This window comes from Heliomicrobium gestii (assembly GCF_009877435.1).
Lineage (GTDB): Bacteria > Bacillota > Desulfitobacteriia > Heliobacteriales > Heliobacteriaceae > Heliomicrobium > Heliomicrobium gestii.
In genome coordinates, this window is the sequence record NZ_WXEX01000007.1 from 97,129 (window position 1) to 113,199 (window position 16,071).

The following is a 16,071-nucleotide window of genomic DNA, read 5'->3' on the forward strand; positions in this document are numbered from 1 at the left end:
ACGCCCTCCCAGAGGTGCTTATCCACGTCTTCCCAAAATAATACAATCACAGCTGATTAATCGGGGAACATGACCTGTTTGTATGCTGGCTTCCTTAAAATTAAAAACTGTATAATATCCAAAAATTAAACCGCACTTTATCTCACTGGATAGAAATACATGGTATAATAATTAAATAAAGGATATTCACGAAAGACCTTTTATGGAATACATAACCTTTTAGGCCTCGCATTTAACTTGCGTATTGCCCAATCATATCACAAGCCATTGCGGGCCAAGACCAATGTCAAATGCTGAAAAAATGTCGCAGGGGGATAAGAAAGGAGGAGCCCTATTATGAAATTGTTACCAAAAATCCTGAGCATTTTTACCATTACAATAGCGCTTATTATCGGCTTTAAAAGTACGGTTTTTGCTATCGCTCCGAGTGATTTTGTTGTTGAAAACGGAATTTTAACACGCTATGCAGGTGTTGAACCTGTTGAAAGTGGTGATATCTCAGAACCTTATATAGAACCCAATAGGGTCGTAAATATACCAGACAATTTAGGAATTACCACAATTGGTCCGATGGCATTCAGTTATCGACCAGGTATCTCATCGGTTGTAATCCCCAACGGAGTAACATCTATTGATGAAGGTGCCTTTTCGAATTGCACCGGGCTAACCGAAGTTGCCATTCCTGTGACGGTACGCTCCATCGGAAAATATGCATTCAGTAGTTGTAGCAATTTAATGTCAATCAATATTCCAGATGGTGTGACTTCTATTGGTGAAGGCGCCTTTAGTAATTGCAATCGTTTAACCACAATAACGCTACCAGAAAGTATTTCATCCATCGGCAGCTATGCCTTTAATGAATGTAGTAATTTAACCACAATAACCTTAGGGAGTGGTTTAACATCTATAGGAGAAAAGGCCTTTGCAGGAAGCAATATCTCTTCTTCTGTGATTATTAACGGTGGGAAAATACTGTGCTATGTCCCTCCGGGATTATACAGTTATTCCATACCCGACACCGTGACGACAATAAACAACAGCGCTTTTTTTGATTGCAGCAACCTCACTTCCGTGAATATTCCAGATAGTGTAACAGAAATCGGTGATAATGCCTTTGAGGGGTGCATCCAACTTAAGTCGATTACCATCCCAAATGGCGTGACTAAAATTGGCAATAGACCATTTTATAATACAGGTCTTACTTCACCGATTATAATCAACCAAAATAAAGTCCTATGTTATGTTCCAGTCACTTCCACCGACTATGCCATACCGGATACCATAACAGAAATAAACGCTGGCGCATTTACCAATTGTAGGAATCTTCAAACTATCACTATTCCGGGGAGCGTAACCAAAATTGGCGATGATGCATTCTCCGGTTGTACTAATCTGACATCCATTCACCTAAACGATGCAATCAAAACCATAGGGAGAGGAGCATTTGATCAATGCGCTAAATTAACGGATATAGCACTTCCCCCAAATATTACTGCAATAAACGAAAGCATGTTTCATAGTTGCAAGAGTTTAACCTCGGTCACCATTCCGGATGGAGTGACCTTGATTGGGGATACTGCATTTTACAATTGCACCGGTCTACTATCCATCACCCTTCCCAACAGCGTAACCTCTATAGGGAGAATGGCATTTGAACAATGCGACATGCTTACGATCATTTGTACGAGCGGCTCTTATGCGGAGCATTATGCCATTCAAAAGGCGATTCCCTTTGCCAGCGATGAAAAGTAAACATATGACCGCTGACTGTCCCGATACGGTTTTTAGTGAGACAAACAAATGATTTCGATTCAACCTCAACCATGCCTGGCGAAGATCACCAAGAAGCTGTTCATCCTAATGAAAAAGGACCGCCAAAAGCGGACCTTTTTTCATTCCCATCACTTCTCCTTCTTCTGCTGCAAGAATGACAGCAGTTCGAGCGGCAGCGGGAATAATATGGTGCTGTTCTTTTCGACAGCGACCTCTGTCACCGTCTGCAGGATCCGAAGCAAGGCGCCTGTCGGGTTTTGGCTGATGACCGCCGCTGCCTCCATCAGTTTCTCCGAAGCCTGGTACTCCCCTTCGGCCGAGATCACCTTGGCTCGCCGTTCCCGCTCTGCCTCGGCCTGTTTGGCCATGGCGCGCTTCATCCCTTCAGGCAGATCGACCGCTTTGATCTCCACACCGGTCACCTTGATCCCCCAGGGATCGGTTGCCTTGTCCAACTGCTCCCGGAGCACCCCATTTAGCTTATCGCGGGCTGTCAGCATCTCGTCCAGATCATGGGAACCCAGCACAGAGCGCAAGAGCGTCTGTGCGTAGAGGGTTGTCGCTTGGCGAAAGTTCTGGACATTCAGGATGGCCAGTTTAGGATCGAACACCTGGAAGTAGACGACGGCGTCGATGGCCACCGGCACGTTGTCGCGGGTGATGATGTCCTGACGGGGCACATCGATGGTGGCCGTCCGCATGTCCACATAGATGGCCCGGTCAATGCCGAAGGGAATGATAAAGTTCAAGCCCGGCTGCAGTACGCCGTTGAACTTGCCCAGTCGCAAGTGAACGGCTCGCTCATATTGCCCCACGACCCGCAAGCCCAACGCGACGATCACTATCACCGGCAAAGAATAGAAGAGAAGCCCAAGAAGTGTTTCCATCGTCAATCCTCCTTTGATCGTTCCAGCCAATTCGTCGCAACCATGTAATCGCGACCCCTGTCATTACGACCCCTCGTCATTGTGACTTTTCTATTTTTTTCATTCCCTCGTGAGATATCTCGCTGTCCTCATGGTAGATCCTGTCGCTTCATCTCAACATCCCCCGTCAAGACGCTGCTGTCAAAAACAATCCCCCCTTCGATTCAAAGCAGGAACTGGCGACCCGGTGTGTAATAATTCATTGATGTCTAACATACAGCGATTGCCCGAGCGGTTACCGGCGACGTAAATCGCGCGGGTAGGAAGCGCCGGGATTACAAGCCATATTCTAACATTCACCTAGGGAAACCTGCCATTTCATTAAAATCTGTCTCTTAAGATGAGACTAGTCTTCAGCGACAATCTTAGTGGACAAGGAAGAGAAGACGTGGAAAAAGTCGGAATCATGGATTTAGGCTCAAACTCAGTCCGCCTCATGATCGTCGGCATCGCCCCCGACGGTTCCTACAAACTCATCGACGAGGCCAAAGAAGGGGTTCGCCTCAGTGAACACATGGGGCCGGAAGCGACGTTAAAACCGATCGCCGTCGAGCGGACCATTGAGGCGCTGCGTCTCTTTCAGCACCTCTGCCAAGCCCAGGGCATCACCCGCACCGTCTGTGTGGCCACCGCCGCCGTCCGCCAGGCCAGCAATCAGAGGGAGTTTCTCGAACAAGTCAAACAAGCCACCGGCTTTGACTTTCGCGTCCTCTCGGGCCGCGAGGAGGCTGAAGCCGCCTACAACGGCGTGATCAACACCATCGACATCGACAGGGGGATCATCGTCGACATCGGCGGCGGCTCCACCGAGGTCATCCGCATTGAGAACCGCCGCATGGTCCAGTCGATCAGCCTACCCTTCGGCGCTGTCACCCTGACAGAGAACCGGCTTGATTCGGCGCGGGGGGCAAACCGGCCCGGCGATGAGCAGGTGAAAAACCTCGAAAACTATCTTGCCGAACAGTTTGCCGCCATCGAGTGGCTGAAAGATATGGCATCGCCGACCATCGTCGGCTTGGGCGGCACTGTCCGCAACCTCTCCAAGATCGATCGCAAACGCAAAAAATACAGCCTCGACATCACCCACAACTACCGCATGGCGCCCAAGGACGTTCACGAGATTTACCGTTCCGTCAAAACGGTCAGCCTGGAACAGCGCAAAAAAATCGCCGGCCTCTCCAAGGACCGCGCCGACATCATCGTCGCCGGCCTGGCCATCGTCAGTTCCCTTATCAGCGCCGCCCAGGGGGGAGAACTCGTCGTCAGCGGATCCGGTCTTCGCGACGGTCTCTTTTACCAGTACCTGCTCCGGGAGCAACCGAAACCCATCGTTGATGACGTGGTCCGCCACAGCGTCAACAACCTGATGCGCTACTACCGCCTTGAACGGGGCCACTCCTGCCATGTGGCCTCCCTGACCCTCTCCATGTTCGACCAACTGAAAGCGCTCCATGAGATGGGGCCCTTTGAGCGTCGAATCCTGGAGGTGGCCTCCCTGCTGCATGACGTGGGAATCCAGGTCAACTACTACGATCACCACAAGCACAGCTTTTACCTGATCACAAGCACCCGCCTTAACGGCCTGACCCACCGGGAAATCCTAATGGCCGCTTTTGTCGCCATGGCCCACACCAAATCCTTTTCCGGGAATCTTCTCTCCTATAAGGACATCCTCAGCGATGAGGACGGCCGGACGATTCGCAAGCTCGGCGTCTTGTTGCGCATCGCCGAAGCCTTAGAGCGCAGCGAGGCTGGCGTTGTCAGCGAGGTGCGCATGCACCAGCATGTGGAAAACGTGCACCTTATCGCCCGCACCCGCGACTCGGCCGATCTGGAGATCTGCGACGCCTACAAGGTGGCGCCGGACTTCAAAAAAGTCTTCAATCGGAATCTTCTCGTCTCCGCCCAGGCGGGTGGATGAACCGCTGCAGTTCCCGTATAAACAAAAGCGCATAGACAAGCTAAAACGCAAAAACAGCGGGCAATCCTGGTTCGGGATTGCCCGCTGTTTTTGCGTTTGTTTTTTACTTTTTATCGAATCGAAATCTTGTTCTTTTCTTCGCCTTAATGCAACAGTTTCTTTCCGTTCTCCTCACCCGATTCCTTGCCGTTCTCCGGATTAACGGGAGAAGTGGTCAACGTCCGGTTCCGCCTAGCGCTGCGTCCGCCCCTGCGCTTTGAATGCTTGAGGAAGTAAACCTGGCTCTGCAGGACCTCCTCTCCCTCCCGGCAAACCCGCACGTAGGTCCCATCGGGAAGCAGACGGCGCGCCTTGATGTTGTCTTTCAGCATCATCTCCAGAGTGGCCTTTACCCGCTGGGCCAGGGACGGCGCTTTGACAGGGAAAAGCAGTTCCACGCGCCGGTCCAGGTTGCGGTCCATCCAGTCGGCGCTTGACAGGTAGATCTCTTCACTGCCGCCGTTTTGGAAGTAATAGGCCCGGTGGTGTTCCAGGAAACGTCCGACGATGCTGGTCACACGGACATTCTCGCTCACGCCGGGAATCCCCGGACGAAGACAGCAGATGCCCCGGACGATGAGGTCGATCTGCACGCCGGCGCAGGATGCGCGGTAGAGCATCTGGATCATGCGCTCGTCTGTGAGCGAGTTCATCTTGGCAATGATGCGGCCGGGTTTCTCAGGCGTGCTCGCCTCGATCTCCCGCTCGATGAGCCGGTAAAACTTCTTGCGAAGACCCAGCGGCGCCGCCTCGATCTCCCGCCACTGGGCCGGCACGGCGTAACCTGTCACCTCGTTAAAAAAGTCGGTGGCGTCAGCGCCAAAACTTTCGGCGCAGGTCAGCAGACCAAAATCAGTATAGAAGCGCGCTGTCGCGTCGTTGTAATTGCCGGTGCCCAGGTGAACATAGCGCCGGATCGTCCCTTCCTCCTGGCGCACCACGAGGATGATCTTGGCGTGCGTCTTCAAGCCCACCAGCCCGTAGATGACATGGCACCCGGCCTTCTCCAGCGTTTTGGCCCAGGCGATGTTCTTCTCCTCATCAAAGCGCGCTTTCAGTTCCACCAGCACCGTCACCTGTTTGCCCTTGCGGGCCGCCTCTGCCAGAGCCTTGACGATGGACGAGTCGCCGCTTACCCGGTACAAAGTCTGCTTGATCGCCAGCACCCGCGGATCCCGCGCGGCCTGGGCGACCAATTCGACGACGGGATCGAACGACTCATAGGGGTGGTGCAAGAGGATATCCTTTTTGGCGATAGCGGCAAAGATGTTTTTCTCGCCGACCAGGTCTTCCGGCTCCTGGGGCGTCATCTTCTCATGGCGCAAATTGTCGTAACCGGGCAGGTCGACGATGCGCAAGAACACGGTCAGATCCAATGGGCCGGGGACGGTATAGATGTCCTCATCGTCCAATTCCAGATCAGCCTTCAGGTACTCCCGGATGGCCGGGCTGACGCCAGCCTCCACCTCCAGGCGCACCTCGGCGCCCCACTTGCGTTTCTGCAGCTCTTTCTCGATGGCCTCCAGGAGATCCTCGGCCCCCTCCTCATCGACGGTGAGGTCGGCGTTGCGGGTGATCCGGAAGGTGGATGAATGAAGGATATGGTTGCCCCGAAAGAGCACTTCCAACTGGCTCTTGATCAGGTCTTCAAGCAAGACGAAGGCTTCGCCGTCTGCGCAAGGAACCTCAATGAAGCGTGGCAGCACAGAAGGCACCTGGACAACGGCAAAGAGCTGCCGCTTGGTCGCCAGGTTGTTTTCCGGTTCCAAATAGACGGCAATGTTGAGACTTTTGTTCGCCAGCAACGGAAAGGGCCGGCTCTGGTCGACAGCCAGCGGCGTCAAGACAGGATAGATGACATGCTCAAAGTGGTTCTCCACAAAGATCCGCTGATTGCGATTCAGCTCCTGACACCGCAAAAAATGAATCCCTTTTTCTTTTAATTCCGGCAGGAGGTTGTTCATCAGGTGGGCGTACTGATCCTCGACCATGCGGTGGGTCCGCTCGGCGATCAACTTCAACTGCGCTGACGGCGTCAACCCGGAGGGATCCCTTTTCTGCAGTCCCGCTTCCTTCTGATCCTGCACGCCGGCAACGCGCACCATGAAGAACTCATCCAGGTTAGAACTGACGATCGCCAAGAACTTCAAGCGCTCCAGCAACGGGTTGGTCCTGTCTAGGGCCTCTTCCAGCACCCGTTGGTTGAACTCAAGCCAACTCAATTCCCGGTTGATGTAGTATTCAGAGCGGTTGAAGGTCTTCCGCTCCGGCGCGCTGTCAAGGCTTGCCCCGTTCGCATTCGGTTCGGCGCCCATGCTTTTTTGGCACATCCTTTTCTCTCTCCACATCATGTAATCAAAGTCCGGGTCTTTTCATGGCAGCTAGTCATATTTCTATAATACCTGAAAAAACACCGGGATCGCTATATTTTTTGAACCGAATAAGGCGCGCGACTTGATTTCCGCATTCTCAACGGCATGGTACGGAGTCTTGTCGTGAACGTATCGATTATAGCGAAAACGCCCCTGTCCATGGTAAAATCGACACTTTTTTTGTGTAAAATTAACATTCTTAACATGTTGTATAATTATTCGATCAAGCTGCATGTATATTCTCATTGACACTATCGATGCTTTGTATTAAATTTTTTACATAACAATAGAAGATACGATAGAGGCGCGGATGACGAAAAGTACAGTCCAGGAGTTCCCCGGGCGATGACCGGACTGGAAAGGCGTTTCCGCCGAAGCGACCGTCTTTACGGGAAAAGCGGCCGCTGGGCATGTCTTGAAGAGGGACATGACTGTCACCCGGTGAGGTGGAGCGCTATCGCCAGACTGTAGTCGGAGAACTGCGGAAATGGTTGTGATGGTGTTCACAACCATTTTTTTGTTGTCAAACATCCCCCAAATCGCCATGGCCAGGGATACCACAACAGCAACGGCACACCGAAGCGACCACCGACACAAGCGAAGCGTCCCCCCTACATCAGTACAATCGTATCCCACATCAAACATTGGAGGTACGCAAATGACAACGCCCACCGTAAATCCAGAGCAGTTGATCCCGGAAAAACAGGGACTCCGCCGTGACATGAAATCTCGCCACCTGATGATGATCTCAGTCGGCGGCACCATCGGCACCGGCCTTTTCCTCGGCTCCGGCCAGACGATCCACCAGGCCGGCCCCTTCGGCGCTATCCTGGCCTACGCCGCCGGCGGCTTGATCATGTTCCTCGTCCTGCTCTGTCTGGCCGAACTGGCCGTCGCCATGCCGGTCGCCGGCTCCTTCCAAAGCTACGCCTCCCGCTTCATCTCCCCTGCCGCCGGGTACACGACCGGCTGGCTCTACTGGGTCAACTGGGCGCTCTGCATCGCCGCTGACTTCACCGCCGCCGGCATGATCATGCACAACTGGTTTCCCCAGGTCGATGTCTATATCTGGTGCGCCGTCTTTGCTGTCTCTCTGGCGCTCTTAAATCTGATCTCCGTCAAGGCCTACGGCGAAGCGGAATTCTGGTTCGCCAGCGTCAAAGTGGTCGCCATCATCGGCTTCATTATCGCCGGCGCCGGTCTGATCTTCGGTTTTACAGGAAATGAAGGGGCCATCGGTCTTTCCAACTTCCAGACCGGCGGTGAAGGTCTTTTTCCCAACGGCTTTTACGCAGTCTTCCTGACGATGATCGGCGTCGTCTACTCCTTTCAGGGCGCTGAACTGGTCGGCATCGCCGCCGGCGAATGCGAAGAGCCGGGCAAGCATGTCCCCCGGGTGATCCGCGGGATCAGCCTGCGCATCGTCATCTTCTACGTTCTCGCCGTCACCGTTCTGGCCGGCACGATCCCTTGGGCCGAGGCCGGGGTGCAGGAGAGCCCCTTCGCCACCGTCTTCGGCCGGATCGGCATCCCCTTTGCCCAGCATGTGATGAGCTTTGTCGTCCTCACGTCGGCCCTCTCTGCCGGCAACTCGGCGCTCTACGCCTGCTCGCGACTGCTCTGGTCGATGGCCAAAGAGAAACAGGCGCCCTCCTGGCTCGGCCGCCTCAACAGCCGCGGCGTTCCCTTCTACGGCGTGATCTTCACCCTGGCGCTGGCTTGCCTGTCCTTGCTCACAGAACACTACGCCGCCGATACGGTCTACCTCTGGCTCATGTCCAGCACAGGTCTTACAGGCTGCTTGATCTGGATCATCATCGCCTGGTGCCAGATCAGCTTCCGTCGCGAATACACCCGTCTCGGCGGTTCTGCCGACCAGTTGGCCTTCCGCACGCCCCTCTACCCGCTGGTGCCGATCGTGGCGGCGATCCTGAACATCGGCGTCATCGTCAGCCTCTACTTCGACCCGTCCCAACAGATCGTCCTCTACGCCGGCATTCCGGTTCTGCTGCTCATCTACGGGAGCTACTATCTCTTCATTGGAAAAAAGCGCGAAGGATTTGCGACCGCAGGCCAGGCTCAAGCACCAGCACAAGGGCAACCACAGGCGCAAGCGGACTGACCATACTTTACCCACAGTGTTATCCACAGGCCCTGATGTTAATTGCACAACGATTTGTACCCCCGGAGATCTTATATCAAAGATCAACGGGGTTTTTCTTTTTTCGCCAAATATTTCTGTGGATAACCGCGTGTGGATAAGGTTCCTTCCATCACATTGTGGATAATGTGGATAAAACCGTGGGTAACCCGCAAACAGGGCTTTTTTCAAAAAAACGTTGTGGATAACTCTTGCGCTTTTTCTCCCGCCGTTTGTAACCAACTATTGCCAATTTTACTACAGTACTACTAGAGTCTGCCCATCGCTCTCGCATGGACAGCCGCGCCCTATCGCACCAAGCTGTCTCCACTCCGGTAACGCTGTTCCCGGCGAATCTTGCCGCAAGGTCGGTGATGGCTGTGTTCCGTAAAATGACCGCAATCATCGCCGCGACGGGGCTTTCCGCGCTGGAAGCGGCCGCCCTCTTCGTCTCGCTGGGATGGATGAGCCGCTGGCTGAGCGCGCCCATGCACGACCCCGATTTTTTCTGGCACCTGCAAGCAGGACGGTGGATCTTGGACAACGGGCGCATCCCCCAGGTCGATCCCTTCTCCTTTACCATGACCGGAGAGCGCTGGGTCGCCCACGAGTGGCTTTTCGAGACAATCCTGGCGGGAGTGGAGCGTCATCTGGGCTATACCGGTCTGGTCTGTCTCGGCCTCGGCCTGTACGCGCTGTTTCTCCTGATGCTGCGCTGTTGGGTGCGCCGCGCGGCGCCCCAGACCAGTGACACGCGGCGCAGTTTGGCCATCGTGGCCACGACAGTGAGTCTTTTCCCCTTCTGGAGCCTGCGACCGCAGTTGTTCTGCTACATCCTCCTGGTCGGATTGCTGCTGCTGTGTGAACAACGGCGCCTCAACGGCGGTCAAACGGTCGCGCTGGCCTTGGGTGCCGCCTGCTGGGCCAACAGCCATGGCTCCTTTTTGCTGGCCCCGGCATTGGTTGCCCTGCGGGTTCTGCGAACGGGCCCTTTCCTGACCATTCCCCCAACCGCATCTCGGCTGCAGTGGCTGGCCCGAATCAGAGATGACGAAGTGCGTCATTGGTTGGCTCGTCTCGTCCTGGTGCTGGTCGCCGGGTGCATCACCCCTTGGGGACCGACCCACTACCTCTATCCTTTTCAGGTCACCGGCGACGCCCTGGTCATCGATAGCATCAGCGAATGGCAATCGCCGAACTTTCACCATCCCTATGAAAAATACATCCTGGGCGGCTCGATCGCGCTCTTTTTTCTGGCAGCCGCATGTCGGCCCTTGTCGGCGCTGCGGTGGGATCTCTATTTCCTATCGGTCCTGTTTCTGCTGATGACGTTAACCGCTCTTCGCCATGCCCCGCTCTTTTTCATCGCCTTGACCGCCCTCTTGATGGGGGCGTCTTCGCCGACGCCTCCCCCCTCACCCGGCACTAACCACATCCCCTCCGGCGTAAAAGTCGCCACATTGCTCATCGCCGCCGGCGCCCTCTTCTATGGATTGGCCGGTCTGCCGGGAAAACGTCTCGCCGACCATGTGTCCCCCCAGTACCCCGCCGGAGCCGCCTCCTATCTAGAAACCCATCCAGTGACCGATGAGGACGGTCCCGTGCGGTTGTTCAATCAGTATGACTGGGGCGGCTACCTGATCTGGCGGTTGCCCCATCAACCGGTCTTCATTGACGGCCGGGCAGACCTTTATGCCGGCGCTGTCTTCCCCACCTATGTTCGCATCATGAAACTGGAGGAACCAGAGCCGTTGTTGGAAACCGAGGGTGTCCGGCGTGTTCTGCTGGCGCCGGAAAAGCCGCTGGCCCGCTGGCTGCGCCTGCATCCCGCCTGGAAGGTGGAATACGAGGACGAAAACTCGGTTCTCTTCCGTCGATCCGTCCTTTAGGAAGAAGAGTAACCGCCGGGGACGAGGAGGATGCATCGCCATGCCGCCATCCCTCTCCATCGTCATCCCCGCCTATAATGAAGAAGGACGTCTCGGTCCCACCCTCGCATCGGTGCAGACCTTCCTCAACGTCCTGTATCCCAGCTATGAAATCCTCGTCATCGACGACGGCAGTGACGATGCCACGGCGTCGATTGCGCAAGCCGCCGCAATCGCCAACAGCCGCATCTGCTGCCTCCAAAACGATAAGAACCATGGCAAGGGGTACAGTGTCCGCAAGGGGTTGCTGGCAGCCAAAGGGGACTTTATCCTCTTCAGCGACGCCGACCTGTCCACCCCGATCGAGGAGTTGCCCAAGTTGCTGGACTGGGCCGGTCGGGGCTACCCACTGGTGATCGGCTCCCGCCGCGATCCCCATCAGATCCTGCGACCCCAGCCGTTTTACCGGCGCTGCCTCGGCAAAGCCTTCAACCGCTTCGTCCGCTGGTGGGCCATCGCCGGCATCGAAGACACTCAGTGCGGCTTCAAGCTCTTCCGGCGCGATGTGGCGCGACGGTTGGCGTCGCTGCAACAGATCGATCGCTTCGGCTTTGACGTGGAACTGCTCTACCTGGCCCGCCGCTGCGGCTACGCCATCGCCGAGACGCCCGTCCTCTGGCGCGACGCCGCTGGGAGCAGTGTTCGCCTCTTTCGCGATGGCTTGACCATGCTCGCCGATCTGCTGCGCATCCGCGTCGCCGATTGGCTGGGTCACTACGGCTCGATCATTCGTGATATTCAAGAACAGGGCATCGGTCATCGGGCTGATCCGGAGCAACCTGGGACGGCTGTCTGGGAAGTGGCAACAGAAGATGTTCGGCTCCTGCTCGGTGAGACCTGTGGCGACGAAGGCGGCCAGGGATCGGAGCGATGACAACTCGGGAGATCATCGCTCCTCCGGGGCGTCGCGGGCATCCAGGTAAGCCCGTTCCAGGTTTCTTGCGTGGGTATCGCGATCACAAGGGCGCAAGCCGCTTCCTTCCGGTGACGCCGATGCCGGTGTCGAGGGCGGGTTCAACGCCGAAGTGCCGGCGCGTCTCGCAGGCGAATCCATCGCTGGCCGGAAAAAGACCTCGACGGGAATCTCGAAGAGGCTTTCCAGCGGCTCTTTTCGCCGTACTGCCAAACGGGCCATCTGCCAGACCTGGCGGACATAGTACAGGTTCCGCTCGATCAGATCCGGTCCGGAGAGGGGACCGTGACCGGGAATGACCGTCCTGATGGTCTTTCCCCGCAAGGTGAGCAGGTTGCGCAGGTACCGTTCCGTCCCCCCTTCCCACTCCAGCATCGGAAAGGGATCCTCCAGGCTGTCGCCGGCCAGCAGCAGCCCTTCGCCGGGAAGGGTGACAAGCAGGCTGTCGTCGGTATGACCGGGGAAATGCAGCAGTTCGAGGCGGCAGTCGCCATCGTGAAGAACCATCCGGTCCGTAAAGGTGAGACCCGGCAGGACCAGGGAAACCGCGTCGTAACGGTCATCCTTGGACCGGTACTGGCAGAGGACAGCCGCACCGCCGGTCTCCAACCGCCGGCGGCAAAACTCATGGGCGATGATGGGGCTGCCGGGAAAGGCGCTGTTGCCCCAGACATGATCCCAGTGGTGATGGCTGTTGATCACCCAAAGGGGCAGCTTCTCCCGCCCCCGCTCACGCAAATGGGACCAGAGGGGGTCCATCCGCTCCGGCAGTTCCATCGTGTCGACGACGACATTGCAGCCCGGCAGCAAGAGCAGGGCCGCCGTCGTGAGATACCCTTCCACTTCCGTCTGGAACAGGGTCAGCCTTTCATGAGGGCGGATGATGCGCATAGTATCTCCTTATCGGTCGCTTCTTTCCCTTATGCTTTACTGTATGCCCTACTGTTTCCACATAAAAACGCCTTCACCCTGCTTTCCCCGTCCGCCGGCATAAGGGAACGAAAAATCACGAACACTGAAAGGGAATGAGAATGATCCATTGACCTTGAATCACGGAGGTCTCCCCAACATGAACGTCTCCCTCATGATCACCTGTCTCTGCGACAGCTTTTACCCTGAGGTGGGCGAGGCCGTCGTCCGCGTGCTGCGCCGATCCGGCGCCCAGGTTGCCTTCGCGCCAGAACAGGTCTGCTGCGGCCAGCCGGCCTTCAACGCCGGTTACCACGACGACGCCCGGCGGGTGGCTCGCACCTTCTTGCGCGCCTTTCAAGACGCCGAATACGTCGTCAGCCCCTCGGGCAGTTGCGCCGAAATGGTGCGGGAAAACTTCCTCCGCCTTTTCGACACGTCGCCGGCGGAACTGGAACAGGCCCGGCGGCTGAGCAAAAAGACCTACGAATTCAGCGAATTCCTCGTCAAGGTGCTCGGCGTCACCGCCATCGGCGGGCGCTTTGCCGAGGTGGTCACGTACCACCCCTCCTGCCACATGACCCGCCTTCTCGGTGTCATGGACGAACCGTTAAGCCTCCTGCGCAGCATCAACGGCCTCGAACTGAAGGAACTCCCCCGCGCTTACGACTGTTGCGGTTTCGGCGGCACCTTTTCCGTCAAAATGCCCGAGATCTCCGAAGCCATCGTAACGGAAAAAGCGGAAAACGTCTTGAAAAGCGGCGCCCACCTTCTCGTCGGCGCCGATATGGGTTGCTTGATGAACATCAAAGGCCGTCTCGAGAAAATGGGCCATTCCCTGCCGGTGATGCACATCGCCCAGGTGATCGATCAGGCCCAGGGAGGCAGGTGAACCATGGCTGTCAGCAACAAAGACCTCCATGACCGGATCCAGGCCGCCTTTCGCCATCCCTTTTTGCGCAAAGCCGTCCGATCAGCCACCAACACCCTTAGAGACCGCAAAGCCGTCGTCGCCCACGACCTCGGCCACTGGCAGGAATGGCGCGCCATCGGCCAACAGATCCGCGACCATGTGGTGGACAACCTCGATGTGTACCTGAAGCGCTTCGCCGCCAACATGGCCCGCCAGGGCGCCCAGGTGCACTGGGCTTCTACAGGAGACGACGCACTCAAGATCTTCCTGAATATCGTCGACGCCCACGGCGCGAAACTCGTGCTCAAGTCCAAGTCGATGGTGTCGGAGGAACTGCACGTCAATCATGTCCTGGAGGAACGGGGCATCCGCGCCGTGGAGAGCGATCTCGGCGAATACATCATCCAATTGGCCGGCGAGACGCCCTCCCACATCATCGTTCCGGCCATTCACAAGACCCGGGGCGAGGTGGCCGAACTGTTCGAACAGGACTCCGGCGAAAAGCAGTCACCCGAGACGGCCTCCCTCACCCGCTATGCCCGGCACAAGATGCGGCAGATGTTCTTTGATGCGTCCATCGGTGTCTCGGGCTGCAACTTCGCCGTCGCCGACCCGGGGGCGATCTCCCTCTTTACAAATGAAGGCAACGGCCGCCTCGTCACGACGACACCGCCGGTCCATGTCGTCTTCATGGGCATGGAGCGCATCGTGCCTACCTTCCAGGAACTGGACGTCATGGCCAAACTCCTGCCGCGCTCAGCGACAGGCCAGAAGATCACCTCTTATATGTCGGTCATCCGGGGACCGGCCGCCACAGACGAAAGCGACGGTCCAAAAGAGATGCACATCATCATCGTCGACAACGGCCGCTCCCGCATCCTGGCGAACCCCAAGTACCGCGAGGTGCTCCGTTGCATCCGCTGCGGCTCCTGCCTGAACGTCTGCCCCGTCTACCGCCAGGTGGGCGGCCACACCTATGGCTGGGTCTACAGCGGACCCATCGGCGCGGTGCTGACGCCCCTGCTGCAAAACGAACTGAAAGACTGGGGCGAGACGGTCAACCTGACGACCCTCTGCGGCGCCTGCACCGAGGCGTGCCCCGTTCGCATCCCCCTCCATGAGATGCTCATTCAACTGCGTCTGGAGCGGACAAGCCAGGGATACACACCGGCCCTCGAAAAGACCGCCTTTCGCCTCTGGTCCGAAACCTGGGACAAGCCCACCCTTTACGGCCTGATGATGCGCGCCGCCGCTGTCGGCCAGTTCCCCTTCATGAAAGACGGTCACTTAGAGGGCGGACCTACGCCATTATCGGCATGGACCAACTCGCGCTACTTCCCGCCCGTGGCCGGGCGAACCTTCCGTCAACGCTGGAAACGAGGGGAGGTGTAACCCATGGCGGAAGCCGAATTCCTGCGACACCTGGCCGAGGCGCTTGGGCGGCCAACGCCCCCCAAACCGGCGCCCTTGCCAGACTACCGCCTGCCTCCGCGCGCCGTCGACAGCCTCGACGAGGCGCAGCGCTTAGACGCCTTTGTCCTGGCCTTTGAGGCCGTCAATGGCCGTTTTTTTCGCGCCCATGACTGGGACGAGGCCACCGGGATCGTCCGGGCGCTTCTGGATGAGTTGGCGATCGACGAAGGGCAGGCGGCCGTCTGGACCGGACCGGAACTGGAACCGCTGCGCCGCGCCTTTCCGGACTTATATAGCGGCGGTGAGGCCACCGGGATCGCCCGGCGCGAACTCGGCATCACCTGGGCCCATGCCGCCATTGCCGAGACGGGCACCCTCGCCCTGATGGCCGGACCGGGCAACGGGCGTGCCACCAGCGTGCTCCCGCCGGCCCACCTGGCGATCTTTTCAAAAAACGAGTTGGTCGGCACGATGGGCGAGGTTTTTGAACGCCTCGGCGACCAGCCCTTCCGCGCCCTCAACTTCATTACTGGTCCGAGCCGAACCTCGGATATCGAGATGGATTTGACGATTGGGGTTCATGGGCCAGCGCAAGTGATCGCGCTGTATCTGGAGACGCGATGATTCACTGAATGACGGCGGGTAAAGGGATATACCTCTCAAAAAAGCGAAAGGCCCTATGGTTCCCTTTGATTACGGGGATCCCATGGCCTTTCGTTTTTATATTTCCCTTTCCGAATGCGTTCACTTGCCAATCCCTAGACGCTTTCATTCCTCCCCACCCGATGGCATAATGGGCTTACATCATCGCCATCCAACGCGGT

Annotated in this window: 11 protein-coding genes and 1 riboswitch; of the genes, 8 read left to right on the top strand and 3 right to left on the bottom strand. The window is 56.9% G+C overall.

The genetic code is table 11. From position 1 onward, the window contains the following. Positions 1–336 precede the first annotated feature (336 nt). Entirely contained in the window at positions 337–1,752 is a 1,416-nt protein-coding gene (locus tag GTO89_RS09750; protein WP_161261889.1) for a leucine-rich repeat domain-containing protein, read from the top strand. Positions 1,753–1,901: 149 nt separating this feature from the next. Here GTO89_RS09750 and GTO89_RS09755 read toward each other — a convergent pair whose 3' ends face one another. Further along, complete coding sequence (locus GTO89_RS09755) at positions 1,902–2,660, bottom strand: slipin family protein (RefSeq protein ID WP_161261890.1); 759 nt, start codon at positions 2,658–2,660, stop codon at positions 1,902–1,904. Positions 2,661–3,087: 427 nt separating this feature from the next. On the opposite strand from GTO89_RS09755, the gene GTO89_RS09760 reads away from it, so the two are divergent. Beyond that, positions 3,088–4,620 (top strand): Ppx/GppA phosphatase family protein, encoded by a 1,533-nt coding sequence (locus GTO89_RS09760; RefSeq protein ID WP_161261891.1) that lies wholly within the window; start codon positions 3,088–3,090, stop codon positions 4,618–4,620. A gap of 143 nt (positions 4,621–4,763) precedes the next feature. On the opposite strand, the gene GTO89_RS09765 is transcribed toward GTO89_RS09760, so the two are convergent. After that, entirely contained in the window at positions 4,764–6,989 is a 2,226-nt protein-coding gene (locus GTO89_RS09765; RefSeq protein WP_161261892.1) for an RNA degradosome polyphosphate kinase, read from the bottom strand. A 333-nt stretch (positions 6,990–7,322) separates the two neighbouring features. Next, positions 7,323–7,496: riboswitch (Lysine riboswitch) on the top strand. 193 nt (positions 7,497–7,689) lie between these two features. Between GTO89_RS09765 and GTO89_RS09770 the strand changes: the two genes are divergently transcribed. From GTO89_RS09770 to GTO89_RS09780, 3 genes are all read left to right on the top strand, one after another. Beyond that, entirely contained in the window at positions 7,690–9,153 is a 1,464-nt protein-coding gene (locus GTO89_RS09770; protein ID WP_161261893.1) for an amino acid permease, read from the top strand. Positions 9,154–9,551: 398 nt separating this feature from the next. After that, positions 9,552–11,060, top strand: a complete 1,509-nt coding sequence (locus GTO89_RS09775; protein WP_161261894.1) for a hypothetical protein — start codon at positions 9,552–9,554, stop codon at positions 11,058–11,060. Positions 11,061–11,100: 40 nt separating this feature from the next. Next, positions 11,101–11,973, top strand: a complete 873-nt coding sequence (locus tag GTO89_RS09780) for a dolichyl-phosphate beta-glucosyltransferase (RefSeq protein ID WP_161261895.1) — start codon at positions 11,101–11,103, stop codon at positions 11,971–11,973. 12 nt (positions 11,974–11,985) lie between these two features. Here the strand turns inward: GTO89_RS09780 and GTO89_RS09785 are convergent, their stop codons facing one another. After that, the gene (locus tag GTO89_RS09785) at positions 11,986–12,903 is read right to left on the bottom strand and encodes an MBL fold metallo-hydrolase (protein WP_161261896.1); all 918 of its coding nucleotides are present in this window, start codon (positions 12,901–12,903) and stop codon (positions 11,986–11,988) included. A gap of 178 nt (positions 12,904–13,081) precedes the next feature. Between GTO89_RS09785 and GTO89_RS09790 the strand changes: the two genes are divergently transcribed. Genes GTO89_RS09790 through GTO89_RS09800 form a run of 3 tightly spaced genes read left to right on the top strand, consistent with a single transcriptional unit; the run spans position 13,082 to position 15,871 of the window. Further along, complete coding sequence (locus GTO89_RS09790; RefSeq protein WP_161261897.1) at positions 13,082–13,813, top strand: (Fe-S)-binding protein; 732 nt, start codon at positions 13,082–13,084, stop codon at positions 13,811–13,813. A gap of 3 nt (positions 13,814–13,816) precedes the next feature. Then, positions 13,817–15,226, top strand: coding sequence for a LutB/LldF family L-lactate oxidation iron-sulfur protein (locus tag GTO89_RS09795; RefSeq protein WP_161261898.1), 1,410 nt, complete (start codon positions 13,817–13,819; stop codon positions 15,224–15,226). Positions 15,227–15,229: 3 nt separating this feature from the next. Continuing rightward, positions 15,230–15,871 carry a LutC/YkgG family protein gene (locus GTO89_RS09800; RefSeq protein WP_161261899.1) on the top strand — a complete coding sequence of 214 codons (642 nt, stop codon included), beginning with the start codon at positions 15,230–15,232 and terminating at the stop codon, positions 15,869–15,871. Positions 15,872–16,071 lie beyond the last annotated feature (200 nt).

Coding starts and splice junctions, on each gene's coding strand:
- GTO89_RS09750 (WP_161261889.1), top strand. CDS start 337: ATGAAATTGTTACCAAAAATCCTGAGCATTTTTACCATTACAATAGCG.
- GTO89_RS09755 (WP_161261890.1), bottom strand. CDS start 2,660: ATGGAAACACTTCTTGGGCTTCTCTTCTATTCTTTGCCGGTGATAGTG.
- GTO89_RS09765 (WP_161261892.1), bottom strand. CDS start 6,989: ATGTGCCAAAAAAGCATGGGCGCCGAACCGAATGCGAACGGGGCAAGC.
- GTO89_RS09770 (WP_161261893.1), top strand. CDS start 7,690: ATGACAACGCCCACCGTAAATCCAGAGCAGTTGATCCCGGAAAAACAG.
- GTO89_RS09780 (WP_161261895.1), top strand. CDS start 11,101: ATGCCGCCATCCCTCTCCATCGTCATCCCCGCCTATAATGAAGAAGGA.
- GTO89_RS09785 (WP_161261896.1), bottom strand. CDS start 12,903: ATGCGCATCATCCGCCCTCATGAAAGGCTGACCCTGTTCCAGACGGAA.
- GTO89_RS09790 (WP_161261897.1), top strand. CDS start 13,082: ATGAACGTCTCCCTCATGATCACCTGTCTCTGCGACAGCTTTTACCCT.
- GTO89_RS09795 (WP_161261898.1), top strand. CDS start 13,817: ATGGCTGTCAGCAACAAAGACCTCCATGACCGGATCCAGGCCGCCTTT.
- GTO89_RS09800 (WP_161261899.1), top strand. CDS start 15,230: ATGGCGGAAGCCGAATTCCTGCGACACCTGGCCGAGGCGCTTGGGCGG.